Annotated in this window: 29 protein-coding genes and 2 pseudogenes; 1 reads left to right on the top strand and 30 read right to left on the bottom strand. The window is 71.8% G+C overall.

The window, feature by feature from the left end:
* The first annotated feature begins 35 nt into the window (after positions 1–35).
* A complete protein-coding gene (locus ACFVU9_RS13320) occupies positions 36–434 on the top strand; it encodes a hypothetical protein (RefSeq protein ID WP_387593013.1) in 399 nt (132 codons plus the stop codon).
* 56 nt (positions 435–490) lie between these two features.
* On the opposite strand, the gene ACFVU9_RS13315 is transcribed toward ACFVU9_RS13320, so the two are convergent.
* From ACFVU9_RS13315 to ACFVU9_RS13170, 30 genes and pseudogenes are all read right to left on the bottom strand, one after another.
* Positions 491–691 (bottom strand): AsnC family protein, encoded by a 201-nt coding sequence (locus tag ACFVU9_RS13315; RefSeq protein WP_387593010.1) that lies wholly within the window; start codon positions 689–691, stop codon positions 491–493.
* A 177-nt stretch (positions 692–868) separates the two neighbouring features.
* Positions 869–1,090, bottom strand: a complete 222-nt coding sequence (locus ACFVU9_RS13310) for a hypothetical protein (protein WP_387593007.1) — start codon at positions 1,088–1,090, stop codon at positions 869–871.
* Positions 1,091–1,101: 11 nt separating this feature from the next.
* Entirely contained in the window at positions 1,102–1,332 is a 231-nt protein-coding gene (locus ACFVU9_RS13305) for a MarR family transcriptional regulator (protein ID WP_387593004.1), read from the bottom strand.
* 113 nt (positions 1,333–1,445) lie between these two features.
* On the bottom strand, positions 1,446–1,775 hold the full coding sequence (locus ACFVU9_RS13300; protein ID WP_387593001.1) for an esterase: 330 nt from the start codon (positions 1,773–1,775) through the stop codon (positions 1,446–1,448).
* 80 nt (positions 1,776–1,855) lie between these two features.
* Positions 1,856–2,068 carry a hypothetical protein gene (locus ACFVU9_RS13295; protein ID WP_387592998.1) on the bottom strand — a complete coding sequence of 71 codons (213 nt, stop codon included), beginning with the start codon at positions 2,066–2,068 and terminating at the stop codon, positions 1,856–1,858.
* Positions 2,069–2,112: 44 nt separating this feature from the next.
* A complete protein-coding gene (locus ACFVU9_RS13290) occupies positions 2,113–2,388 on the bottom strand; it encodes a hypothetical protein (protein ID WP_387592995.1) in 276 nt (91 codons plus the stop codon).
* Complete coding sequence (locus ACFVU9_RS13285; RefSeq protein ID WP_387592992.1) at positions 2,388–2,876, bottom strand: hypothetical protein; 489 nt, start codon at positions 2,874–2,876, stop codon at positions 2,388–2,390. Before ACFVU9_RS13285 ends, ACFVU9_RS13290 begins: the two co-directional genes overlap by 1 nt.
* Entirely contained in the window at positions 2,866–3,228 is a 363-nt protein-coding gene (locus tag ACFVU9_RS13280; protein ID WP_387592989.1) for a helix-turn-helix transcriptional regulator, read from the bottom strand. The genes ACFVU9_RS13285 and ACFVU9_RS13280 overlap by 11 nt, the downstream gene beginning before the upstream one ends.
* Positions 3,229–3,345: 117 nt before the next feature.
* Entirely contained in the window at positions 3,346–3,819 is a 474-nt protein-coding gene (locus tag ACFVU9_RS13275) for a hypothetical protein (protein ID WP_387592987.1), read from the bottom strand.
* Between the two features lie 48 nt (positions 3,820–3,867).
* Positions 3,868–4,215 carry a DUF317 domain-containing protein gene (locus tag ACFVU9_RS13270; RefSeq protein ID WP_387592984.1) on the bottom strand — a complete coding sequence of 116 codons (348 nt, stop codon included), beginning with the start codon at positions 4,213–4,215 and terminating at the stop codon, positions 3,868–3,870.
* Between the two features lie 140 nt (positions 4,216–4,355).
* The gene (locus tag ACFVU9_RS13265) at positions 4,356–5,414 is read right to left on the bottom strand and encodes a hypothetical protein (protein WP_387592981.1); all 1,059 of its coding nucleotides are present in this window, start codon (positions 5,412–5,414) and stop codon (positions 4,356–4,358) included.
* Positions 5,415–5,505: 91 nt separating this feature from the next.
* Positions 5,506–6,321, bottom strand: coding sequence for a DUF317 domain-containing protein (locus ACFVU9_RS13260; RefSeq protein ID WP_387592979.1), 816 nt, complete (start codon positions 6,319–6,321; stop codon positions 5,506–5,508).
* Positions 6,322–6,337: 16 nt separating this feature from the next.
* Positions 6,338–7,132 carry a DUF317 domain-containing protein gene (locus ACFVU9_RS13255; protein ID WP_387592977.1) on the bottom strand — a complete coding sequence of 265 codons (795 nt, stop codon included), beginning with the start codon at positions 7,130–7,132 and terminating at the stop codon, positions 6,338–6,340.
* Between the two features lie 115 nt (positions 7,133–7,247).
* A complete protein-coding gene (locus tag ACFVU9_RS13250; RefSeq protein ID WP_387592974.1) occupies positions 7,248–8,060 on the bottom strand; it encodes a winged helix-turn-helix transcriptional regulator in 813 nt (270 codons plus the stop codon).
* A 17-nt stretch (positions 8,061–8,077) separates the two neighbouring features.
* On the bottom strand, positions 8,078–8,935 hold the full coding sequence (locus tag ACFVU9_RS13245; protein WP_387592971.1) for a hypothetical protein: 858 nt from the start codon (positions 8,933–8,935) through the stop codon (positions 8,078–8,080).
* Positions 8,932–9,582 carry a hypothetical protein gene (locus tag ACFVU9_RS13240; protein ID WP_387592968.1) on the bottom strand — a complete coding sequence of 217 codons (651 nt, stop codon included), beginning with the start codon at positions 9,580–9,582 and terminating at the stop codon, positions 8,932–8,934. Before ACFVU9_RS13240 ends, ACFVU9_RS13245 begins: the two co-directional genes overlap by 4 nt.
* Positions 9,579–10,094, bottom strand: coding sequence for a hypothetical protein (locus ACFVU9_RS13235; protein ID WP_387592965.1), 516 nt, complete (start codon positions 10,092–10,094; stop codon positions 9,579–9,581). The genes ACFVU9_RS13240 and ACFVU9_RS13235 overlap by 4 nt, the downstream gene beginning before the upstream one ends.
* Positions 10,091–10,840 (bottom strand): glycosyl hydrolase, encoded by a 750-nt coding sequence (locus ACFVU9_RS13230; protein ID WP_387592963.1) that lies wholly within the window; start codon positions 10,838–10,840, stop codon positions 10,091–10,093. The genes ACFVU9_RS13235 and ACFVU9_RS13230 overlap by 4 nt, the downstream gene beginning before the upstream one ends.
* Positions 10,837–11,421 carry a DUF4913 domain-containing protein gene (locus ACFVU9_RS13225; RefSeq protein WP_387592960.1) on the bottom strand — a complete coding sequence of 195 codons (585 nt, stop codon included), beginning with the start codon at positions 11,419–11,421 and terminating at the stop codon, positions 10,837–10,839. The genes ACFVU9_RS13230 and ACFVU9_RS13225 overlap by 4 nt, the downstream gene beginning before the upstream one ends.
* A gap of 137 nt (positions 11,422–11,558) precedes the next feature.
* Positions 11,559–12,272, bottom strand: coding sequence for an HAD family hydrolase (locus ACFVU9_RS13220; protein WP_387592957.1), 714 nt, complete (start codon positions 12,270–12,272; stop codon positions 11,559–11,561).
* A gap of 29 nt (positions 12,273–12,301) precedes the next feature.
* Positions 12,302–13,504, bottom strand: a complete 1,203-nt coding sequence (locus ACFVU9_RS13215; protein ID WP_387592954.1) for an MFS transporter — start codon at positions 13,502–13,504, stop codon at positions 12,302–12,304.
* Between the two features lie 157 nt (positions 13,505–13,661).
* Positions 13,662–13,892: a hypothetical protein gene (locus ACFVU9_RS13210; protein ID WP_387592951.1), complete on the bottom strand. Its 231-nt coding sequence runs from the start codon at positions 13,890–13,892 to the stop codon at positions 13,662–13,664.
* Between the two features lie 590 nt (positions 13,893–14,482).
* On the bottom strand, positions 14,483–16,351 hold the full coding sequence (locus tag ACFVU9_RS13205) for a pentapeptide repeat-containing protein (RefSeq protein WP_387592948.1): 1,869 nt from the start codon (positions 16,349–16,351) through the stop codon (positions 14,483–14,485).
* A 241-nt stretch (positions 16,352–16,592) separates the two neighbouring features.
* Positions 16,593–18,428: a pentapeptide repeat-containing protein gene (locus tag ACFVU9_RS13200; RefSeq protein ID WP_387592945.1), complete on the bottom strand. Its 1,836-nt coding sequence runs from the start codon at positions 18,426–18,428 to the stop codon at positions 16,593–16,595.
* 345 nt (positions 18,429–18,773) lie between these two features.
* Positions 18,774–18,872, bottom strand: a pseudogene (locus ACFVU9_RS13195) (hypothetical protein); the annotation flags it as partial.
* Positions 18,868–19,200: pseudogene (locus ACFVU9_RS13190) on the bottom strand (hypothetical protein); the annotation flags it as partial. The pseudogenes ACFVU9_RS13195 and ACFVU9_RS13190, both read right to left, overlap by 5 nt.
* A 1-nt stretch (position 19,201) precedes the next feature.
* The gene (locus ACFVU9_RS13185; RefSeq protein ID WP_387592942.1) at positions 19,202–19,777 is read right to left on the bottom strand and encodes a hypothetical protein; all 576 of its coding nucleotides are present in this window, start codon (positions 19,775–19,777) and stop codon (positions 19,202–19,204) included.
* A 38-nt stretch (positions 19,778–19,815) separates the two neighbouring features.
* A complete protein-coding gene (locus ACFVU9_RS13180) occupies positions 19,816–20,400 on the bottom strand; it encodes a hypothetical protein (protein WP_387592939.1) in 585 nt (194 codons plus the stop codon).
* Positions 20,397–21,590 (bottom strand): DnaB-like helicase N-terminal domain-containing protein, encoded by a 1,194-nt coding sequence (locus ACFVU9_RS13175; protein WP_387593078.1) that lies wholly within the window; start codon positions 21,588–21,590, stop codon positions 20,397–20,399. Before ACFVU9_RS13175 ends, ACFVU9_RS13180 begins: the two co-directional genes overlap by 4 nt.
* Positions 21,590–21,835 (bottom strand): hypothetical protein, encoded by a 246-nt coding sequence (locus ACFVU9_RS13170; protein ID WP_387592936.1) that lies wholly within the window; start codon positions 21,833–21,835, stop codon positions 21,590–21,592. Before ACFVU9_RS13170 ends, ACFVU9_RS13175 begins: the two co-directional genes overlap by 1 nt.
* Between the last annotated feature and the right edge of the window lie 38 nt (positions 21,836–21,873).

Here is a 21,873-nt window from a genome sequence, read left to right as displayed (position 1 = left end):
TACGCAAGTACCCGAGCACCGCGAACGGAGAGCACGTGACCAGAACCGAGCAGATCACCACCACCCCGACCCCGATCACCACCCCGGTCCCGGCCGCCTCCGACCCGCTCCTGCAACTGGCGTACGAGACCCAGCCCCCCAGCGGCCCGGAAGCTGTCCGGGGCGTTCTGCACCCGGCCGAACTCGCGCTGCGCGGCATGCCGGTGACGTGCTCCGCCTGCCGGGCCCGCCGGGACTGGCTGCTGCTCAACCGCCGCCGCAACGTCTGGGTGCGCTGCCGCTGCGGCAACGAGTGGCTGGAGCCGGAGATCACCCGCCAGGACTTCGACGCCCTGATCGCCGACCCGACCTGGACCCACCACCCCTCGACCGAGGCCGGGCGGGTGGCCCTCGGATTCGACGGCACCTTCGTCGGCGTCTACCTCGACTCTTAGCCCGGACAGCAGAAAGGACCGCCACCGGAATCGGTGGCGGTCCTTATCGCTGCTGGTCAGCGCGAGTCGGGAGGTGTTGACGGGGGGAGCTGGCCGGAGACGGTCAGCCGGTGAACACTGAGCCGGACGGCAGCGGGGCGCAGGCCGAGGCTGTCGGCGAGTGCCTCGGGGCCAAGGTCGGGGGTCTGCTGCAGGCGCTCGAGGACGGCCTGGTCGGTCCGGTGCTCGGCGCCCCCGGGCGGTGCGGTAAGCGGCAAGCGCACCGCCGCCGAGGGCGAACAGCCCGACGGCGCACACCGCGTAGGCGTCGGTTACGGCGGCGGGGACGGCGGTGGCGGCGCCCAGAGCCGCGAGGGCGCAGTAGGCGACGAGCGCGCCGGGGCGGTGGATCGGGCGATTGGTCACCGGTTGGCAGTCTCCTCTGGCTTGTCCGGTCACGGGCGCGGCTGGATCGGACCCCGGAAGTCGCAGCCGGGGCAGGCGTCTTCGCCCTCGATGTGGCCCTCGTACCAGCCATGGACGGCTGCGTGCAGGATCGCCTGCTCGACGGTGGCCTCGCCGGAGTGCACAGAGTTGACGGCGTTGGCGACGATCAGGGCGAGCACGGCCGAGTCGGGCGCGGGGAACGGGGGCGAGGGCATCGAAGAGGCGGGCACGGCGAACTCCCTCAGCTGCTGGTGTTGGTGGCCGGACTGTCGCGGAGGTCGCTGCGGTGGCCCTGGCCGATCGGCTTCCAGCCCTGGAAGGTGGAGGGCCGCCAGCGGGGGCGGTCAGGGATGCTGGTGTCGTCGGGGGCGGGAAGGGTGCCGCGGTTTCGGCGGTTGCGGGCGGCGCCGACGCTGATGCCGAGGTGCGCGGCGACCTCGGCGTAGCCCCAGAGCTGCTGGTCGTCGGCCATGCGTATGTCCTTCCTCGGTGTTCCGGTGACGAGCGTACGCGCCACAGGGCGGGTGTACGTACGGCGAGGCCGCCCCGTCCTGGTCGGCACGGGGCGGCCTTGTGCGGTGGTGCTCAGGAGCCGGCGTGGTGGTTGGCGAGTTCGAGGGCGGCGGTGGCGAAGGCGAGGGCGGAGCACAGGCCGGAGACCTCGTACAGCGTGGGGCGCACCAGGCGCGGCCAGTCGTCGGGGGCGGCGGGCCAGGTGGCGAGGTGGACGTCACCGGTGGCGAGGCCGAGACGGGCGGTGACGTCCCAGCCGGCCTCGGGCGCCTTCTCCCACCGCAGCCGGATGCGGCCGAAGGGGAGCCGGGGCGCGGCGGCCGGGAGCCAGAGGACGTCGACCGGCTGGTCGGGGGCGGTGGGGATGCGGCGGACGAGCGCTCCGCTCGCCCACGACGGCATGGGGTGCAGTGCGAAGCGGTCGAGCGGCTGCGGGCGGGCGAGACGGCGTGAGGTGGGGATGCGGGTCTCCTTCGAGTGGGTCAGGACCAGGCGAATTCGTCGCGGACGGCGGGCGGGAGGTAGCCCTCTTGGCCGTCCTCGCAGAGGTAGGCGGCGCCGTTGTCGACGACGACGTTCGCCCCGACGTAGTGCGCGAAGGCGAAGTCGGGATTGACGGCGAGGCGGACCTGCAGGTTCGGGTCGAGGTTCTGGAGCTGGGCGATCAGGTGAGCGACGGTGAAGTACTGGGGCATCGAGGGTCTCCGAGCAGAGAGGGGCTGGTGGGCGTGGGCGACGGTCACGGGAGGTCGAGGCGGAGCAGTTCGCGCAGGATGGCCAGGCCGTTCGAGGCGGGCTTGGGGTGGGTGGCGAGGTGCCGCTTGCGGGACTCGTTGACGTAGCCCTTGCCCGAGTTCTTGATCTCCCAGCCGCCGCAGGTGCAGACGGCCTGGGAGTAGGAGCGGCCGGGGCAGTCGGGGTGGAGCGGCTTGCCGGAGCTGGTGTGCTTGTGCTCGGGCGGGCAGAGACTGCGGTCGGCGTGGTGGTTGGCCAGCGGGGCGCGGTAGGCGGGCATCAGGTCCTCGTGGTCGGCTCGGGAGAGGGGATTGCCGTGCCGTGCAGGTCGCGGCGGGGGCGGATCAGGACGAGGTCGTCGGCGGGCCATGGGTCGCAGGTGTCCCAGGGATGGCCGGTGGTGAGGACGACGGTGCCGTCGGGGCCGTGGACTTCAGGGAGGCCGCAGACGCCGCAGCCGCAGGTGGGGTCGTAGGAGTTCGGCCGGGCCGGGTACGGGCCAGCGGCGAAGTAGCCGGTCCGGTGGAGTCGTCCGGGTTCAGCGGCTTCGAAGGCGGAGACGATCAGGTCGCCGGAGCGGACTTGGTCGGCGCGGACGATCCGCAGGTGAATGCTGGCGAGGATGCCGTGGCTCGCCTGGTGCTCGGTGGTCGCGGTGACGACTACCGGGTGGAAGTCGGCGTGCTGGGTGCTCGTGGGTCTCTCCCTGCTGGTCGGCGGTTCCTCCCGGGCGTCCGGCCGGGGAAGGGCGGGTGGTTCAGTCGGCAAGCCGGTAGGAGCGCATCGGCAGTGACTCGCCCTCGGCCTCGCGTACCACGAGGCCGTCGGCGGCCAGGCGGTCGAGCGATCTGGCGACCGTGCGGTCGCCCAGGTCGAGCGCGTTGCCGATCTGGCGCACGCGGGCGCCGTCGGGTGCCTTGGCGAGGTGGGCGATGACCTTCCGGTCGCGGCGCAGGCCCAGCTCGTGGACGTCGTCTAAGGCGCTCAGCAGGCCGCTGACGGTCACGCAGAGGCTGAGGGCGAAGGCGGCGGAGCCCGGTTGGACGGAGAAGGCGTTGAGCGCTCCGAGCGCGGCGATGGCCGGGCCGGGGATGCGAGTGGGGTCGATGGTGAGCTTCACGTGCGGGTTCCCTTCGTTGGAACGGGAGTTGCTGGGGCCAAAGAAGGGCCCGCCGCTGCGGGCGGGTGCCCAGAGGTGGGCGCGCGGCGGGCCCCGTGTCGTGCTGTAGGCGAGGGGTCAGCTGGCCAGGGTGAGGTCGGAGCTGCTGACGGGGGCGGCGGCCTCGGTGTCGAGACTGACGCTGCGCGGGCCGGTCGAGCTGCTGGCCTGGCGGGTGGTGAGCCAGCGGGCGACCGAGTCGGTGCAGGCGGTGCAGTCGTCCGCGAGGGAGAGGCTTCCGTCGCCGACGTAGATGTCCACCACGTCCTCTTCGTCGGCATCGAAGGGCGAGGTCGGCTCGGGGTAGAAGCAGGCGAGCCAGGCGGAGTGGAACTCGGCGGGGCGCGCGATCTGTCCGTCGTCGTCGGTGACCAGGATCTCTCCACCGGGGACCAGCAGGGACAGGGCGAAGTAGCCGCCGCCGGTGTGGATGGGCTCGAAGGCGAGGCCGCGCTGCCGCAGGGTCTGGTAGACCGAACGCCCGGAGACGGGGCTCTCGCCGTCCGGCAGCTTGTCGGTGAGGGCGGACTCGATGGTGCGGACGAAGGACAACGCGATTGCTCCTGGGTCTCGTTGGGCGGTTCGTTCGGGGAGCGCTGGTCAGCGGGCGGGGACGGAGATCAGCGCGGTGAGGAACCCGGCGACGGCCTCGGAGGGCGTGTGGATGCCGAACTCCTGGGTCCACGGATCGGCGTCGGCGGGGCGGACCTGGACGCGCCAGACGATGTCGCGCTGCCAGGCGCCGGGGTCCTCCGGCAGCCAGCCGACGTACACCCGACCGTCTGGGCTGGTGCAGTGGACGTTCCCCTCCGGCGTGTCGGCCATCGGCCAGCCGAGTCCACCGAGGAGGGCGAGCACGGGATCCGCGCAGTGGTCCGAGGAGAGCCAGGAGCGGTCCTGGGCGGCGGTGTGGACGGGGGCGGGCAGGAGGCTGCTGAGGGTGTTCACGGGGGCCGGTCCCTTCGTTGACCTGCGGTTTCGGCGGCATGAGTACTTTGACATGCAGCGTCCCGAAGTTCGTAGTCGTTATCCGCGATCGGGCTCTGCCGTGGGCGAACTGGAAGGGAATGGATCGGGGCATCCGGGTGCTAGACCAGGGTTACGGCGCGGGGCCGTACAGGGCGCAGGGGGACGAAGGCGTTGGTGCCGAGCAGAGGCCGGGACATGGCGGCGCTGGAGCGCAAGATCCGCAGCGCGGGGCGGGCCTGGACGATGGGCGACGTCGCGGTGATCGGCGAGGGCCAGTGGGCCGTGCGCACGGTGAGCCGCGCCGAGCGGCAGCAGGACGAGGCGGTGGGGGCACGACTGGCGGACGGGCGGCGGGTTGAGCTGACCGTGGAGGAGCTGGCCCGCGCGGTGGGCGCCGTAGACCCGGGTGCCCACCACGACCGCGAGGCGAACTGACCGGCGGCTAAAGCCGGTTCGCCACCGGCCGGGCCGAGGCGGCGGGAGCCGGCGGGGCGGGCTGGTTCGCAGGCAGCCCCAAGGGGCGGGGTGCCAGCGAGGTGCGGGCGGTGGCGGCCCGTACGCGCGCGGCGTCCGGGCCCCCTTCGGCCTTGAGAGAGTTCGCGGGCGTCGATGACGTGGCTGATGGCCTGCAGGGCGGTGTTGCTCTCGGCGTAGGCCGTGCGCAGCGCGCTCGCGGTCTGGGTGATGCGGTCGAGGTCGTAGAAGGCCGGGACGTGATCGGGTCGGGTGAGGGCGTGCAGCCGTTCCTGGTGCACGACAGCGGCGTTGGAGACGACGACGAGGTGGGAGCGCGTGTGCATCGCCGTGCGCAGCAGCGGGTCCTCGACGGGCAGGCGGACCGAGGCCTTCTCCAGTTCGGCGATCGGCCGGCCCCAGGCTTTCTCGATCATCGAGTCGGCGTGGGCGAGGGCGGTCGGGTCGGACACGGTGGTCTCCAAGGGGGCTTGCTCAGCGACCGGGCGGGAAGCGGCAGCCTGCTGCTGGGCGTAGAGCTGGACGGCGTGGTCGTTGCTGCCGGCGCCGAGCTTGCGGCGGGCTCGGGCGGCGCGGGAGTGGACAGTGGAGGCGCGGGTGCTCTGCCGGCGGGCGATCTCGGCGACGGTGTAGCCCTCGGTGAGGTAGCGCAGGGTGGCTGCCTCGGCGGGGGCGAGGGGCAGGCCGAGCAGGGACTTGCTCAACGGGGTCTCCTTCGAGGAGCGGAGGTGGAGCGCGATCCGAAATCCGGCTGGTTTGCACGGGACTTGGGCATGGCCTACTCCTCCTTGCGGGTCAGCGGGCGCGGCCGGCGAGCACCGGCTGGGGAAGCGCCGGAGGGCGGGTCGAGGTGGTGTGAGCGAGGACAGAGGTAGCCGCCCGGGGGACCGAGAGCGAGCGGGAGGTGGCCGCCCTGACGCGCGCGACCTCCAGCGGGCTCGGCGCGGTGGGCGTCGCGGTGACGCTCGCGGGCAGGCGCGCAAGCTGGTCGCGCCGCAGGTACCGGTGCACCGGGGCCGGGTCGAAGGCGGCGGAGGTGAGCGTCTCCAGCAGGGGGGCGGGCACGTGCGAGGAGGCGGTGACGTACCAAGGGCGCTGCGGCGGTCCCGATTCGAAGAACCACCGTTCCGTGGTGTCGTCCATCTCCTCGGCGTGCGACAGCAAGCCGGGACGCGTCGACCGGGTGACGAGTTGATCAGGGCTCTGGAGGAGGAGGGGATCCGCCCACTGTCCGGCCACTCGGCGCGGGGCGGGTCGGCCGGCGCCGAGGTAGGTGTCGGGACCGCGTGTGTAGGCGTCGGCGAGGGCGGTGGTGAAGTCCTGGACGATCTCGGTGGGCACGCGGTCGTCGAAGGTGACGAGCCACTGGGGGACGGTCGGCTCCGGACCGGCGCTGATCTTCCAGAGCGTCGAGTCCGGACCCTCGGGGAGGAATGCCAGGCGGGCGGTCAGGTCGGGTGCGGTGACGTAGGTATTGCCCAGGTCGTCGTTGGTGGCGGCCCACCCGGCCTTGATCAACGGGGTGATGGCCTCGGTGACGTCGGCCTTGGTGTCCGCGAGGTAGCGAGGAGCGATCCGGTATTCGCGGGGCTTTTTGGGTGTGTACGGCATGGAAGATCTCCGTGGGTCAGCGCCGACGTGCTCCGCCGAGAACCGGCAGCGCGGCGGGCGGGACGGCGGGGCCCTGCGGGGTGCGGGCGTGCGGCTGCCAGGTGGAGGCCGGGGCCGGGGCACGGCGGGCGGTGACGTGGGGCAGGTGGCGGGCGGGGATGCTGCCGAGGGCCCGCTCGACAGGTTCTGGGGAGCTGAAGGCGAGGGCAGCGTGCACGAGCGGGTAGAACGGCACGCCGATGGTGAAGTCCGCACGCCAGGAGGGTCGTTGCGGGTCACCGGCGATCATGCTCCACGACGGCGGGACCAGGCCGGCGATCTCCGCTTCGTCGGACTGGTGTCCGACGCGGTGCCGGTAGAGGGCGGTGCCGTCCGGCGCGACCTGGTCATGGAAGCCCTTCGGTCCGGGGTCGGGCTGCCAGCCGCGGTCGGCGAGGACGGACGCGGGTGTGCAGTCGAGGTGGTGGGGTCCGCCGAGGAGGTAATCGCGGTGCCCGCTGCGCAGGCCGTCGACGAGGACGGCGGTGAACGCGCCGGTGATCTCGGCGGGAGTGCCGGGGCCGAACACCGCACGCCACAGCGGCTGCGCGCCGGAGGGGGTGTAGCCGTGGACGCTCCACGCGCCCAGGGTCTCGGGCGGGCCGGAGCTGGTGAAGACGGTGGTGCGGCAGGGGCTGGTGAAGCTGGCACCCTCGTCCGCCGTACGGGCGAAGCGCCAGCCGGGCGCTTCGGCCAGGGGGCCGGTGACGAGCCGCTGGTCGCCGGGGCCGGCGAGACGGAGCGGACGAACAAGCAAGGGGACGGTGGGCACGGACGGGCTCCTGGACGTGGCGGGGAGCGGGTCCGCACACGGCCGTGGGCGAGGCAGCGTGCGGACCCGGGACGCTGGGGGCAGGAAGCCGCTCTGCACCGGGAGTTCACGGCGCTCACCGGCCGTGCGAGAAGGAGGCGGCCGATGTGACGCCGGCGGGGACACGCGGCTGCGGCACCAGGGCGTGGCTGAACAGCGCGGAGGGGGCGGGGCTGCGTCGCAGGGCAGCAGCGGTCCGTACGGATTGCGCCGGGGAGCCCAGGGTGCGCTCGGCAGTCGGCACCACAGCGGTCACGGCCTTGGCGTGCTGGTGGTCCCACTGCTGGAGAGTGGCGTAGACGGGGCCGAGCGCCCGTCCGGCGTCGGTGAGGAGGTAGGGGGCGCCGTGCCGGTTGTCAGCGCGCGCGACCAGGCCGTCCGCCTGCATGCGGGTCAGCCGGGCCGCCGTGACCGGCGGCGGGGAGCCGAGCAGTTCGGACAGGTTGGTCAGACGCAGGCTTCCCCGCTCCGAGAGCAGGCGGATGGTCTCGGTGGTGTCCGTCAGCTGCAGGCGGTGCAGGGCGGCCTCGACCCGGTCGTACCGCCCCTGCGGGGTGTGGTCGATGTGGTCGGAGGACCACTGGGCGAGAGCGCGGTAGACCGGGCCGAGCGTGCGGGAGGCGGACGAGAGCCGGTAGGGAGCCCAACGGTCGAACTCGCCGTCGCGGACCACCAGGCCGTCGGTGGACATCGTGGCCAGGCGCTTGCTGACGTACGACTGCGACAGAGCCGGGAAGTGCTGGGCGACGTCGGAAACACGCATCTCCGGGCCGTACTTGGCGATCGTGTGCACGACGTGGGTGGTCCACTTCGGGGCGAGACGGCGAAGGGCGGCCTCGGTCCGCTGCGCGTCGGTGGCGCTCATCGGGGTGCTCGACTGGATGGACATGGCCGGGAGTTCCTTGTTCAACGGGTGCGGGAGGAAGAGAGGGAGGGCCGGGCCGATGGTGCCGGGGACGCTGCCGGGGCGGGGCCGGTCGCGGGCGTGACGACGGGGCGGGAGGGGGTGCGGGCCAGCGCGGCGGCGACGCGCTGGTCGGTGGCGCGCGAGGCATCCAGGAGGGCCTGTCCGGCGGGTGTCAGCGAGAGCAGCTGACCGGGTCGGTAGGACGAGGCGCTGGTATCGGCGACCACGAGGTCCTCGGCCATCAAAGCCTCGACGGTGTGCGCCCAGACCGACGGCGCCACGTCACTGCCATCGGACGTGAACGTGTAGCCGTAGACAGCGCTTTTGCGTAGCCACAGGCGACCACGGTCGATCGCCGCCAGCGCCTCGAACTCCCGGGCCCGAGGGTCGTACCTCGACGGCGTACCAGGAAGGTCGTACTCGGCGGTCGGCACCGGGCAGGCGATGATCGCCGCGCGCTTGACGGCAAGAGGACTCTGCGGACCCGCCAGGCCCGCCTCGGTACACCGCTCGTAGGCGCTGACCACATCCGAGAGCTGCTCGAACGCCGCGCCCCGCCGAGCGGCGAGCAACTCGACCTGAAGGCCGACGGACTGCATGACTCCATTGACCCCGCGCATCGAGGCGTGATCGCCCCGGGCGATCGGCGCCAGACGCTCGGTCACCTGCTGCGCCTTGGCGGTGAGGTCCTGGTGGAGCCGGTCGACTTCGCGGGCGCAGGACGCCACCATGAACGCGAGGCGGGTGAGAGGGCTTTCGCCGGGGTGGCGCGCGTACAGCTCCCAGGGGTTCTCGGCACCGAGCTGGTCGAAGACCAGGTGCGCGCCGGGGTTCTTCAGCGGGTCGTGGGGGTTCATTCGGCCATCTCCATCCGGGCGAGGAGGGAGCGGACCAGGGTGGGCAGGCTGTCGGGACCCTCGCCGCCGAGGCGAACGAAGCTGACCTCCTCGTCCAGGAGGCGGTGGGCGTCCTTCGTCAGGGCGGTGATGATCTCCGTGCATGCGTCCGTGAACTCCGTCGAGGCGAGCAGAGCCTGGCCCAGGATCTGCAGGTAGAGGCCCGGCGGGAGGGCGGCCTCGGTAGCGAGGGCGGTGATGGCCTGCCGGTCCTGCGGGGCGTAGGCCGAGAGATCGAAGTCCGGGACCTCGCCGGGGGCGGTGGCCGTGGCGTCGGACGGCAGGCCAACCTCGACGGTCAAGCAGTCGACGGCCTGGGTGAGGTCGGCGAGCGACTCGGTCAGCCAGCCCAGGGCGGAGGCGTAGGAGGCGAGGGTGAACAGGGCCGCGGGGGTGGCCGGCAGCCTCGCGTCCAGCAGGTCCTCCATCCGCCAGGCGAGCTTCGTGATCACCTTCGGCCCGGCGGTGAGCGGACCGAGGACGGGGTGGAGGTAGGAACGCGAACTCGGCGCGGTGTGCTCGGTGGTGGCGATGCCGGAGACGGCCTCGGCGGCCTCGGCGAGCCACGTCGCGAGGTCGGTGTGCGTGGGGACGGGGCTGGTCATCATCGGGCCTTTCGGATGGCAGCGCTGGTGGCGAATCCGAGGGATGCGGTGGTGTAGGCAGCGCCCGCGGGGGTTGTCTGAGCGGGGCGCACGGATCGGGCGCGGGTCGCGCGCACGCGGGCTTCCTGCTGCTGCCGGATGTGGGCCTCCCGGGCCGGGTCCAGGCCGTCAGGGGTGTTGAGCCCGGTGCGGCCGAGCCGGTTCTGGGCGGAGCGGTAGACCGCGTAGTCGAGCCGGGGGCCTGCGGCCACGAGGTGCACCTCGCGCCGGTGCTGGGAGGATGCGGGGGCGTCGCGGAACTGCACGACCAGGCGGTGCGAAGCCCAGTCGTTTCCGACGCCGAGATAGATCTTGTGGCAGCCCTCCAACCGGCCTTCCAAGCGCGTGGCGACGCGCTCGCCGTGGACGAGGTCCTGGAGGTGCAGCAGGGCCTGGTCGCGGATGGGTTCGGGGAGTTGGCGCAGGTCGGCGATGGCGTCGGGGTGGGCGGAGAAGGCGAACTTGGCGCGGCTCACAGCGACCGCCCCCGATCGGGCCGCGCGACGGCGGCGGCTGCGGGCGCGGCGACCAGGACGCCGGCAGCGGTGACGGTCGGGGCGGTGGTGCTGCGGGCGAGCGCGGCGCTGGTGCGCAGAGCGTCGGTATCGCGGCGGTACTCGGGCGGCTCGGGCAGCGGGGTCGAGCGATGCTCCAGCCAGTCGTCGGCGGCGGCGTGGTTGGCGAAGGCCCCCTCGCGCACCGTGTAGGTGAACTGCTCGGGCTGAAGCGTCTCCAGGAACACGCGGACGGGCAGCTCGCTGGCCTGGCGGTCGACGGCGATGCTCCAGCCCTCGGTGTCGCCCCCGTCGATCACCTGGTGGTCAGCGACCTCAAGGTTTTCGCCGGATCGCCGGATGCGGTCCTCGACCCGGACGGACAGCTCGTCGGCGGGGCGGGGGACGTCGACGACCGGTGCGAGCTTGTCCGGCGGGCAGCCGCGGTTGACGAGCCAGTTCTGCGCGAACGCGAACGTGGCGTGCCTGTCCCGGTGCATGCTGAAGGTGCCCTGGCTGCGGTCGCGGTTGACGTCGAAGGAGACGATGTTGGCCTTGTTGGGGTAGTCCCAGGTCGCCGTGTTGTCGAAGGCGATGATGAAGCTGCGGTCGCCCACGTCGTGGTGGGAGATGAGCTGGAAGTCCTTCTCCCGGGGGTGGTTGTACGCATGGCCGGGGGACTCGTCGGCGGCCTTGAGGCCGTCGAGGCGGAAGTCGCGGGTGTTCATGCGGCGAGTCCCAGCTGGTCGGGGGTGGTCAGGACGCGGTGGGCCAGCCGGGAGGGGCTGGTGGTGCAGGCGGCGAATGGGCCGTCGGGTGAGCGCAGTTGGAGCAGGGTGTGGTCCAGGTGGTCGCGATGCCAGGTGGACGGGCCGGTGTGGCCGGCCTCGGCGGCGGTCAGCTGCTGCCATGCGAGCCAGAGCGCGTGGAGGCGGGCGACGGCCTCGGGGTGTTCGTGCCACTTCGCGCACCACGGCCGGGTGGAGCCGACCTCCCGGCCGTACACGGGCAGCAGGATGTGGGTGACCCAGAAGGAGAGTTCGGCCAGCTCGGCAGCGTACTGGGCGCCGCCCATCGCGAGGATGAACAGGGAAGGGACAGGGGCGGGTTCGCCCTCGGGGACCGGCTGGGCCGCGCCGGACCCGGTCTCGGCGTCGGTTTCGGAGCCGAGGCGGTCGAGGAGCACACCGTGCTGGCGCACCTCGGCCATGGTGCGGTTCAGCGCGCTGACGAGGTCGTCGAGGGCCTCGTCGGGGATACGGATCGGCTCGGGCTCGGGGGCGCCCGGCATCGGGGCGGACTCGGACATGGCACATCCAGGGGGTTCGGACGGACGGGGAGGGCGGGGTCGGAAGGTCTTCTTCGGGTCACGGCAGGGCTCCGGTGCAGCGGTTGGTGAGGAGATGGTCCGCAGGATCGGCGGTTTGGTCCGGCCGCCGATCCGTGCTAGGCGCAGGACAGTTGGGCGCCGTGGTCCTGGATGAGGCGCAGGCCGAGGGCGACGGCGTCGGCGAGGGTGTCGGTCAGCGGGTGGCCGGCGGCGGCGAGCTTGGCGGGGTGGTGCAGCCCGCCGGTGTGCAGCACCGCGTGAGCGCCGTTGGCGTGGGCGGCGTCCGCGTCGTCGACGGCGTCGCCGACCAGCAGCACCCGGTGCGCCTGATCGGCGAGGTCGAGGGCTTCGAGGTGGGCGGTGAGCGGTGCGGCCTTGGTGCCGCCGGAGGGCCCGGTGCGGCCCTCGACCCGGGTGAAGAAGTGGCCGATGCCGGCCTCCTCGACCTCGCGCACGAGGGTGTCGTGCGGGCACAGGGAGAGCAGCGACTGGGTGTGCCCGGCCTCGCGCAGGGCGGCCATCAGCTCGACGGCGCCCTCGCGCACGCGCACCGGCTGGGCGCGCAGATGGGCCAGGAAGGCGCTGTCGCTGGAGAGCCACTCCTGTTCGGTGATCGTGCGGCCGAGCAGACGGGCGTAGAAGTTGGGGATCGGCACGGTGTGCTTGGCCCGGTAGGTCTCCCGGTCGACCACGGTGCCGCCGAGGGCGGGCAGGGTGGCGTTCAGGGCGCAGACGTGGTCGTCGAGGTCGTCCTTGATCGTGCCGTTCCAGTCCCACACAACGTGCATGCGGGCGTTGGGAGTTGCGGCGGCGAAGAGGGGGGTGTTCACGGTGGTGTCCTTCGGGATGAGCGTGGTGGTCAGGCGGAGAGGCGGTCGTTGAAGCGGTGCAGCAGCCACAGCGCGAAGGCGGCCCCGGCGAGCGGGACGGCGGCGACGAGCAGCGGGACGGAGGCGAGGGAGGCCAGGGCGGTGCCGGCGGCCTGGCCGACGCCGATGCAGGCGATCAGCCAGGCGAACGCCTCGGTCGACTCGCCCTCGGGGACGAGACGGTCGACGGTGAGGAACGCGACCGTCAGCAGCGGTGCGAGGAAGGTGCCGGGCAGCACGGCGCCCAGGACGGCGACGGCTGGGGCGGGGTCGGGCAGCAGCGGCAGCCATCCGGCTGCGAAGCCGACCGAGGCGGCGACCAGGTGCCGGGCGGGGGCGCCGGGCCAGACGTGCCGGCCGTAGGCGAGGCCGCCGAGCATGCTGCCGATGGACAGCGCTGCCGGCATCACCCCGGCCAGCCACCCGGCGTGGTGGTGCTCGGCGGCGGACAGCGCCAGGACGTTGACCGCGCCGAGCGCGACACCGGTGCCGACCAGCGCCGCGAACAGCACCTGCAGTCCCGGCACCCGCAGCGGACCCGTCCAGTGCACCGCCTCGGTGAACTCTGACGGCGTCCAGGAGCGGGACGGCCGGGCCGTGACGACCAGGCCAGTGCCGAGCAGGCCGAGGGCCGCGGTCGCCACCAGCGCGCTGGTCGCTCCGGCGCCGGCCGCGAAGCCGGTGGCCAGCAGGGGCCCTGCGACGAACACCAGGCCCTGGGTGCTGCTGTCCAGCGAGAGTGCGGTGCGCTGACGTCCGGCGTCGGGCAGCAGTACCACCCACAGAGCCCGAAGACCGGCCTCCAACGGCGGCGTTGCCAGCCCCGCCACCAGCACGGTGAGCGCGGCGAGCACCGGGTGGTGCGCCGGGCCAGTGCACGGCAGCAGCAGGAACGCCGTGCTGGCAGCGAGCGTGGCGGGGACGAGGACCTGGCTCTGACCGTGGCGGTCGACCAGGCGCCCGAGCAGCGGCTGCCCGAGCGCGCAGGCGAGGCCGTACAAGGCGCCGAGGGCTCCGGCCAGGGCGAGCGGGCCGTGCTCGGTGCGCACCAGCAGCAGGATCGCGATCGGCGCCATGCCGGTGGGCAGGCGGCCGATCAGGGTGCCGCCCAGCAGGCGGGCGACGTGCGGCGAACCCAGGACAGCGCGGTATCCGCTGTCCTGGGTAGGGCCGCAGGCGGTGGTGGTGCTCAAGGGAGAAGGTCCTTCGGTCGTACGGCCGGCGGCGCGCGGGCGCGCCGGACCGGGGCATGCGCAGGCATGACAGCCCCCTCGGTTTGGTGCGGCTGCGGGCAGAAGAGTCCGCGGATTCCGGGATTTGGTACGGCCGGGAAAAAGAGGTAGAAGCCCCTCACCCGGTAGAGCAGCGCGGGCAGCGGGGGAAGGGCGGGGCCAGCAACTCCAGTGCCTTGGTGACTTGTTGGGGGACGACGCCGTTGCCAAGGGCGGTGAGCTGGGCCGGGCGGCCGAGTCCGGGGGCGGCGGTCACCCAGCCTGGCGGAAGGCCCTGCATCCACTCGACGAACTTCGCCCGGAGCTTGCCGCCCTCGTCGGTGGCCGTCGGCGCCGGGCGGGTGAGCATCTCCCATCGGGCGACGGCTGCGGCGTATGGTCCCCAGCGTCCGGGTCGAGCCGTCCTGTTCCGCCTGCGGCCACAGCGGCAGCGCCACTGCCGTCGAGGTCGGCGAGGCCCGGCACCGGGAGGAGCGCCAGGCCGGGTTCCGGGGCGAGGAAGGCCGGAGCGAGGCGGCCGCCGAGGGCAGGGTCAGGTCCCCGCCGCCGTGCCGCTGGTTCGGCGAGCCCTTGATCCCGTCGGACGCCTTCGGAGTGGGCAGCAGTCACTCCACCTCGTCCGCTAGGTTCGGGCCGTGGCCGCCGAGCTTCCTCTTCTCCGGGTGCTGGCTCCCGCCGTTGGAGCCGATGTTGCTCGTGGGCGTCTTCATCAGCACCAGTCCCGGTGGGCCAGGCGGTGAGGAAGACCCTGGCTCGGTGGTGGGGTGCACCGACGTCGGAGGTGCGAAGCACGAGCCACTTCGCGTCGTACCGAAGCTCGGCCAGTTCCCCGTTGGATGTGCCTGTTGAAGACGATCTGAAGGGGATGCTCGTTGGCGGGCGGGAAGGTGTTCTCGGTACAGGTACAGACCAGAGGGGTGTCGTCTGGGGCGCGTGCTTCTAGCGTTTGACCCTGTTGCGCACCGCCAGCAGGGCGAGGACGAGCAGGATCGGTTCAACAAACCGGGAGACCATCTCAATGTAGGTGCCGCTGGTGGTCAGCCCCTGCCCGGCGGAGCGGAAGACCACCGAGTTCAACGCGGTTCGAGTTGCCCACTCAAGCCGCGGCACGGTGAACCTTTCGCCGGGCGCGGCGCCGCCGGGTTCTTGAGGCGTGGTACTCCAGCTGACGACTTGCCCAGCAGTAACTGTGCCTTGCGATTTCTCTGTCGGGCCGGGGTCTAGGGGCAATCCGAACTCCATCAGAAGGATCACGGTCAAGACCATGGCCGCGGCCAGCCAGCCCACGGCGCGCAGGGCCCGCAGGCTGTAGCCGGAGAGCAGCCAGTATGCCCACAGCAGGCCTCGCTCGGCGCGCGAGGTTCCCGTTCGGTCGTGGCGGCGCATCTCCATCTCGCCGTAGTAGAAGTCTGCAGCGCCGGGCTCATCCTTGCCGTCTTCGAAGGCCTTGCGGAGCTGCCGGTATGTCGCAGCTAGGCTCACCGGCTCGGGGCCGGCGGAAACTGCTGTGTCAGGTTTCTGCCAGCCACGTGGCGGATTTGGGTTCTTGATTCCGGTCTCCTCCGCCCACTTCGCCCGCCAGTGATGCTCCTCGGCCAGGGTCCGTCGGCGGCTCCACCGGTAGAGCCCGACCTTGTATAGGTGCCAGCGCCAGTGGTAGCCAGCCGGGGTACGGGCGAAGGTGCAGCTTCCCTCCAGCCGGAGTTGGTCCAGGTGGATGGCTTCCGTGAAACGGCATTCCGTCAGGTTGGTGCTGGTCAGCACCAAGTGTGCGACGTCCACCCCCTGTACTGAGGCCACCCATGCGCGAGGGTCGAGTGGGAGGAGGAGCAGTTCGTCCAGGACCTCGCCGGCATCTGCGGTGAATGAGACTGGGTGAGCGGTGACGGCCGTGGGGGAGGACAGCACGGCATCACTCAGGTCCACCACCGCGTAGCGGAGTCGCAGGGTTGCTCTTGACTCCCATCGTGTCCCGACACAGCGAACTTCGCGGGCTGCGATCTCCATCGTGACCGGCAGCTCGAAGACCGCCTCGGACAAGTTCACCGCGTGCTGGCATACCAGTGGCCCGAACGACCGTGCCGCAGCGAACGTCCCCCTTCTGAAGTCGGCATCGTCGGCGAACTCAGCGCCGGCGAACTCGGCGTCGGCGGAGAAGGTCGCGCCGTCGAACCAGGCGCTGCCGGAGAACCTCGCCCCGTCGAATGCGGCGTCGGCGGAGAACGTCGCCCTGATGAACCCGGCGTCGCCGGAGAACGTCGCCCCGTCGAACCAGGTGCCGCCGGAGAACGTCGCGTCGGTGAAGTCGGCGTCGGACGAGAAATCCGCCCCGTCGAACCGGGCCTCGCCGGAGAACGTCGCCCCGTCGAACCGGGCCTCGCCGGAGAACTCAGCCCCGACGAACCAGGTGTCGCCGAAGAATGTCGTCCTGTCGAACCGGGCGTCGGCGGAGAATGTCGTCCTGTCGAACCGGGCGTCGGCGGAGAACGTTGTGTCGGCGAACCGTGCCTCGCCGGAGAACGTCGCCCCGTCGAACGCGGCGTCGGCGGAGAACTCCGCTTCGTCGAACCAGGCTCGGCCAACCTCGATCCGTCCTGTGTCCGGGTTCCGCAGTGCCCCCAGGAGTCCAGCAAGGAGGGCTGCATCAAGGCGGGTACCACGGTGATCGACCTTGGCGCGGGCGCCGGACGCGCGAAGGCTCCGGAAGTACTCTGTACGGTCCTCAGCTTCTGCGTGGACCAGACAGATATTCAGCCCCGGAAGCTGGCTTCCTCGGCAGCCGACCAGGTCGCTATCGGTCTGGCTCATCCCGCACTTCGGCCAACCGGGACGCTGCCATGCCGGAGTGAATGGTGTGCTCATGGCTGGCGGACTGTTCGGCTCTCCATGCCCCCATCATCGATCCATGCCATCGCCCCTCGGCGGTATCTGAAACGGCCCGGCGCAGGGGTTCACCCTCCCGGCGGGCCGTCAGAGTAATGAAGGATATTGATCAATCTGGTTCCCATTCAGGCATGCATGCTCGTTGGGGCAGTCGGCCCTGTACATTTCACCGCTTCACGCGGCCCCGGAGGGCAAGGAGGGCGAGGCTGAGTAGGACCGGGCCGGTGACGCGGAGAACGGCTTGTAGCAGCTTTCCCCATGCGGTGAGCGTCACCTCACTGTCGGTGAGCGACAGGGTGGCACGGAGTGCATACAGCAGGCTGGTCCAGTACGAGACCGGCTGCGGTGGGTTGGTGAAGCCGACCAGATGGAACACGAGCGCGAGAATCGCGGTCACGACGATGAGCCAGGCAAGCGCCCGCCAGGCGCGCAGCCCGTACCCGGACACCAGCCAGTACGCCGTCAATACGCAGTGTTCGACCTGCCCCCTGCTGGTCCGGCCATCGGCCGGACTCCCGGCAGCAGGGCGCGCGCATCGCCGCATTTCCATTTCGCCGTAGTAGAAGTCGGCGGCACCGGGCTCGTCCTTGGCGTCCTCGCGTCCCTTGCGCAGGGCCCGGTACAGAGCGGCGGTCTGGCCTGGGTTCAGTTCCCCAGGCGGCGGCTCGAACCACTTCGGCCAGCGCGGGGCGGCCCAGCGGAACGATCGGAAGGCCCGATCAAGCGCAGAAGCGGCCCGGCGAGGTAGCCGGGCGGCCCAGCGTCGTGACCGGGCGGCCCGCCAGCTGCGCTCTTCGGCGATCACCTGCCGCCAATCCAAGCTCTGCGGTGTAGTCGTGAAGCCGACATCGGCTTCCAGGCGGAGCTTGTCGAGGTTGTGCGCGCCGGAGAACAGACAGTCGGCGGCGATGACGTTGCTCAGCCCCAGGCCCGCGACGTTGGCGCGCCGCAGAGACAGCAGCTGCGGGCGCTCGGAGAACTCCCCTGCCAACAGGCGTTGCCAGGCCCTGGCGATGCGCTGTTCCTGGGCCCGCAGCCGGTCACCGGCCAGCTGGGGGATGCCGGTGAGGATCGATGGTGCGGGGAAGTCGGCGTCGTCCAGTACGACACGAGCCCACCGCAATCGGAACTGGACGCCGCCGGGGAAGCGTGCGCGGCGGCAGGACAGCCCGATCGTGCTCACCTCGATCTGCACCGGCTGCATGAACTGCGCCTCATCCAGCATCAGCCCTCGGTGAGCCAGCAACGGCCCGAACTGCCGCGTTTGCTCGAACCTGACCCGCTCAAACCTCCCGGGGCGGCGGAAGATTGCCCCTCCGAACCGGGCGTCGCCGGAGAACATCGCCCCGTCGAAGTTGGCTTTACCGGAGAATGTCGCATTTCTGAAGTGGGCTTTGGCAGAGAACGTCGCCCCGTCGAACCAGGCGTCGCCGGTGAACGTCGCCCCGTCGAACCAGGCGTTGCCGGGGAACGCCGCGTAGCCGAAGCCGGCGTCGTGGGAGAACGTCGCCTCGTGGAACCGGACGCCGTGGGAGAACGTCGCCTCGTTGAACCAGACGCCGCCGGAGAATGTCGTCCAACTGAAGGCGGCGAGGCCGGAGAACGTGGCCACGCTGAAGTCGGCGCCGTCGGAGAACGTCGCCCTCTCGAAGCGGGCGTCGCCGGAGAACGTCGCCCCGTCGAAGTCGGCGTGGTCGGAGAACGTTGCCTCGTTGAACCCGGCATTGCCGATTCTGGCGGTTTGGGTGGCAGGGTCCCGAAGGGGCTGTAGGAGGGAACTGAGGAGGTCGCCGGTGAAGGGGGTGCCCTGGTGGTCGATGTCCGCGCCGGGGTGCAGGTCGGCGAGGTAGTCGTCACGGTCGTTGTCGGGGATGTGGGCCAGGCAGGCGGTGTGGCCGGGGACGTGGATGCCGCGGCATCCGACCGGGTCGGTCGCGGGGTCGGCGCCGTGCCCGCAGTGCTCCCAGTGGGGCAGTTCCTGCGAGGCGGGGGCGGTGCTCACGGCCCGCACGGGATCGGCTGCGTCATCCCCCCATCGTCGGGCGGCCGGCCCGGCCCGCGGCGGTGCCCGCGCGCCGCGCCGCGCGGGTTCACCCGTCCGGCGGCCCGGGAGAAAAGGAAGGATAAGGGCCGTTATCCTTCCCTTCCGCTTGCAACAGGCTGAGTTGAGAGGGAAGGCCAGGGTGCCGAGTGTGGCGCCAAGTGCCCGCAGATCAGACTGAGTTGGGTCGTCTCCCAGACACCACGGGCAGCGTTCCACGTCGCCAGCGGAGGCTGCGACGGCGGGGGAGGTGAGCAGTCCTCGTACATTCTCGACCGCCAGGAGGTGCGGGCGCAGGGCCTCGACAGCGCGAGCCACGTGCAGCCAAAGACCGGATCGGGTTTCGGAGTTGAGCCCGGCGCGGCGGCCGGCAACCGAGACGTCTTTGACAGGGGAATCCCGCAGTGAGGACGCACACCCCCGGGACGGTGGACCAGTCGATGGTGGTGATGTCGCTCAGGTTCGGCACGCCGGGCCAGTGACGGGCGAGGATCGCGGATGGGCCGGGCTCGGTCTCGGCGTGCCAGGCCAGACGGCCGCCGAGCGCGGCCTGCACGCCGAGGTCGAGCCCCCCGTACCCGCTGCACAAACTCCCGAGCAGCGGGCCGGGGCTGGCGTGCAGGGTGAGTGACTCGTCGAAGGGTGCGTTCACGGGTGCTTCCTGAAGGACGGGACGGGCGGTGACGGCAGGCGGGGCCTGCCCGAGCGGCGGCAGGACGGAGTCCGGGTGCATGTCAGCGCCCCCGCACGCGCAGGGTCTCCGGCTTGGTGGTGCCGGGGGCGGGTGCGGCCTGGTGGCGCAGGCGCGGTGGCGAGGCGTGGAGGGCAGCGAGTTCGTCCAGGGCGGCGGGCTGGTCGTGGGTGAGCTGACCGGCGAGCTGGCGTAGCGCACCGGCGGCGGCGACCAGGGTGGTCTGGGCATCGAGGAGGTCGAGGTAGACGCTCATGCCATCGGTGGGCAGATGGACCGGGTGGGTCCGGGCGATCTTGTGGCCGGTGGTGATGAGCGCGGACGAGGCCACGGTGATCGCGTGTGCGATCACGGGCGCGACCAAGGCGTCGCCGAGTACGGCGCGATGGTGGGCACGTGCCTGGTCGGGCTCCAGAGCGCCGGTCTCGTTGACATCGCCGGCACAGGAGAGGACGTACTGCTGCAGGCCCGCGAGAGCAGTCAGGACGTCGGAGGCCGCTTCGGGGGCGGGCAGGCGGCTGGTCGGGGCCAGCCGGGCCAGATGCCGGGCGGCGTCGACGAGCTGGTCGGCGAGCGCGTGGAGCTGCTCACGTTCGAGGCGGTAGGGGATGAAGTCCATGGTGGCGGGTTCCAGAGGTGGAGGGGACGGGGATTGGTTCAGTGCGAGCGGGCAGGGGCGCGCTGGATTGCTGCGGTGGCAGGTACGGCGATTGCGGTCGGAGCCGAGGTTGGTGCCGGAGCGCCCGGAGAGCGTGCGAGAGCGGCCCGCTGGAGCTTCACGGCCGGTGGGGCGATGGCCGAGGCGGCGGTCCGGAGGGTCTGGGCTGCCTCGGAGAGGTCGTCGCGGGCGGTCTCGACGGCGAACTCGATCATCTGCTCGGCGACGGTGTGGGCGTCCTCGAAGCCGGCATCACCGCGCTTGCCGGCCGTTCGGGTGACGAAGGCGATCTGCTGGGCGACCGTGTGGAGAGCGGACGCGGCCTGGGCGACGCTGCCGATGGCGCTGGCGAGCGCCTCGGCCGCGTGCACCGCGTGCTCCTGCGGTCCGACTGCGCCCGCATGGAACAGGTACTCGTCGCCCATCGTGATGATGGATCCGCCGAGTTCGGCGATCTGGCTGGCCACGCCGATGGGATTGGGCAGGCGGAACGGGGCACTGACCTGGGGCAGTTTGGCGCGCTGGGCGTCGAGCCCGGATGCGGTGGCGTGCAGTAGCAGTGCTTCCGATATCGGGCTGTTCACGGGGTGCTCCGGAGGCGGTGGGCGGGGAGGGGGCGGGCGGGTGACGTAGTCGCGGCGCCCGACCTGGACAGGGCGGCTACGGGCGGGGCGGCCCTCGCGGCGAGCTGCGGCTGGGGGCTTCGGGACAGTGCCGCGCGCACCCGAGCCGCAGGGTCAGGGCGTACCTCGGCGGCGTCCTTCTCGGGTGCTGCGGAGGGGAGTTGGTTGGCCGTGCGCCAGCGGGCGCGCACCTCGTCGAGCGGGCCGAGGGCGTACAGGGCCTGCCCGATGAGTCGGCCGGGCGCCATTGCCTCGGCCTCGGCCAGCGTTTTGATCGTGGTGGCGGCTCCGGCGGCGGTGCGGACGACGGAAGAGCGGATGACCTGGTCACCCAGCCACTCGGCCGAACCCGCCCCCGGCCCGCCGAAGAGACCGTCGACCTGTTCGCGCGAGAGGGTGCCGTCGGCCAGCAGACCGCGCCGCTGGACCTCCCACAGGGCGGTCACCTCGTCGATCGGCTCGCCCCGGTGGTGGAGGGAGCCGAGGCAGCGGTAGACCTGGCCGTGGTCGGCATCGACGAAGTCGCCGGGCCGCAGCCAGTCGTACACCTCGGCCATCGCTTCGGGCTGGTGGACGAGGACGGCCAGGAGGAACCGCTCGTCCTCGGTCTCCTCGAGCCCGACCGGTGAGGGCGCCGCGTTCGCGCCCGGTCCGGGCGGCGGGACGGGACGGGGCTCGGTGCCCCAGCGGCGGGCGAGGTCGCCGAGCACACCGGTGAGGGCATCGGCGTGGTGCAGGACGCCCTCGACCTGGTGCTGCTCGGCATCGATGCGGGCAACGTGTTCCAGGCGGACGGCGTGCTCGAGCACCGTGCGGTGGAAGGACCCTTCGAGCACCATGCGGCCGTATACCGGGGCGTTCTGCGGGCGCGGGCACGCGGCGATCAGGGTGAACGGGTACGAGGCGTTCAACCCGCGCACCTGGCGGCTCGCCTCGGAGACCGTGTCGGTCACCCACGAGAGCGGCACTGTCCCGTCAGCCTCCCGCACCGGACGCTGATCGTTGCTCAGGGTCCGGTGCGCAGCGAACAGGGCTCGGTGAGCCGGACGGTAGAAGTCGGCGGGCGTCAGCCAGGCCACGGTGTCGAGCTGGGCCGGGTCGAGGAGGACCGCGCCAAGAAGGGCTTGCTCGCCCTTGAGCAGTGCGTCCATCACCGCCGCTTCCCCTTCCGCTTCTTCCGGGTGGCGGCCTGCTTGTCCCGCAGCAGGGCTACCTCACGGTCGGCGGCGGCCATCGCGGCGGCGAAGCGGTCCAGCTCACCGGTGAAGACCGGGTCGCTGGCCAGGATCGAACCGGTGCCGGTGATCAGCCACCACTGACCGCCCCGGCGGACGACCGGCGCCCCGGCCAGCGGTGCCGAACGGCGGTGGGCAGCAGCCGAGTTGGTGTCGGACATGAAGAGAACTTCCAGAGTCGAGGCGGAGGAGGGGAAGC

The organism is Kitasatospora sp. NPDC057936 (assembly GCF_042887525.1).
In the GTDB taxonomy this organism is placed as follows: Bacteria; Actinomycetota; Actinomycetes; order Streptomycetales; family Streptomycetaceae; genus Kitasatospora.
Note: the sequence above shows the minus strand (reverse complement) of the source record. Positions and strands in the feature narration are given on the sequence as shown.

What these genes read in the sequence shown, in the direction of transcription:
- ACFVU9_RS13240 (WP_387592968.1), bottom strand. Translation starts at nt 9,582, where the DNA reads ATGATGACCAGCCCCGTCCCCACGCACACCGACCTCGCGACGTGGCTC.
- ACFVU9_RS13205 (WP_387592948.1), bottom strand. Translation starts at nt 16,351, where the DNA reads ATGAGCCAGACCGATAGCGACCTGGTCGGCTGCCGAGGAAGCCAGCTT.
- ACFVU9_RS13250 (WP_387592974.1), bottom strand. Translation starts at nt 8,060, where the DNA reads ATGTCCATCCAGTCGAGCACCCCGATGAGCGCCACCGACGCGCAGCGG.
- ACFVU9_RS13175 (WP_387593078.1), bottom strand. Translation starts at nt 21,590, where the DNA reads ATGGACGCACTGCTCAAGGGCGAGCAAGCCCTTCTTGGCGCGGTCCTC.
- ACFVU9_RS13295 (WP_387592998.1), bottom strand. Translation starts at nt 2,068, where the DNA reads ATGCCCCAGTACTTCACCGTCGCTCACCTGATCGCCCAGCTCCAGAAC.
- ACFVU9_RS13245 (WP_387592971.1), bottom strand. Translation starts at nt 8,935, where the DNA reads ATGAACCCCCACGACCCGCTGAAGAACCCCGGCGCGCACCTGGTCTTC.
- ACFVU9_RS13170 (WP_387592936.1), bottom strand. Translation starts at nt 21,835, where the DNA reads ATGTCCGACACCAACTCGGCTGCTGCCCACCGCCGTTCGGCACCGCTG.
- ACFVU9_RS13300 (WP_387593001.1), bottom strand. Translation starts at nt 1,775, where the DNA reads ATGCCGTCGTGGGCGAGCGGAGCGCTCGTCCGCCGCATCCCCACCGCC.
- ACFVU9_RS13210 (WP_387592951.1), bottom strand. Translation starts at nt 13,892, where the DNA reads ATGCTCACCCGCCCGGCGCCGACGGCCACCGACGAGGGCGGCAAGCTC.
- ACFVU9_RS13185 (WP_387592942.1), bottom strand. Translation starts at nt 19,777, where the DNA reads ATGGACTTCATCCCCTACCGCCTCGAACGTGAGCAGCTCCACGCGCTC.
- ACFVU9_RS13230 (WP_387592963.1), bottom strand. Translation starts at nt 10,840, where the DNA reads ATGAACACCCGCGACTTCCGCCTCGACGGCCTCAAGGCCGCCGACGAG.
- ACFVU9_RS13305 (WP_387593004.1), bottom strand. Translation starts at nt 1,332, where the DNA reads ATGGCCGACGACCAGCAGCTCTGGGGCTACGCCGAGGTCGCCGCGCAC.
- ACFVU9_RS13260 (WP_387592979.1), bottom strand. Translation starts at nt 6,321, where the DNA reads ATGCCGTACACACCCAAAAAGCCCCGCGAATACCGGATCGCTCCTCGC.
- ACFVU9_RS13290 (WP_387592995.1), bottom strand. Translation starts at nt 2,388, where the DNA reads ATGCCCGCCTACCGCGCCCCGCTGGCCAACCACCACGCCGACCGCAGT.
- ACFVU9_RS13225 (WP_387592960.1), bottom strand. Translation starts at nt 11,421, where the DNA reads ATGTCCGAGTCCGCCCCGATGCCGGGCGCCCCCGAGCCCGAGCCGATC.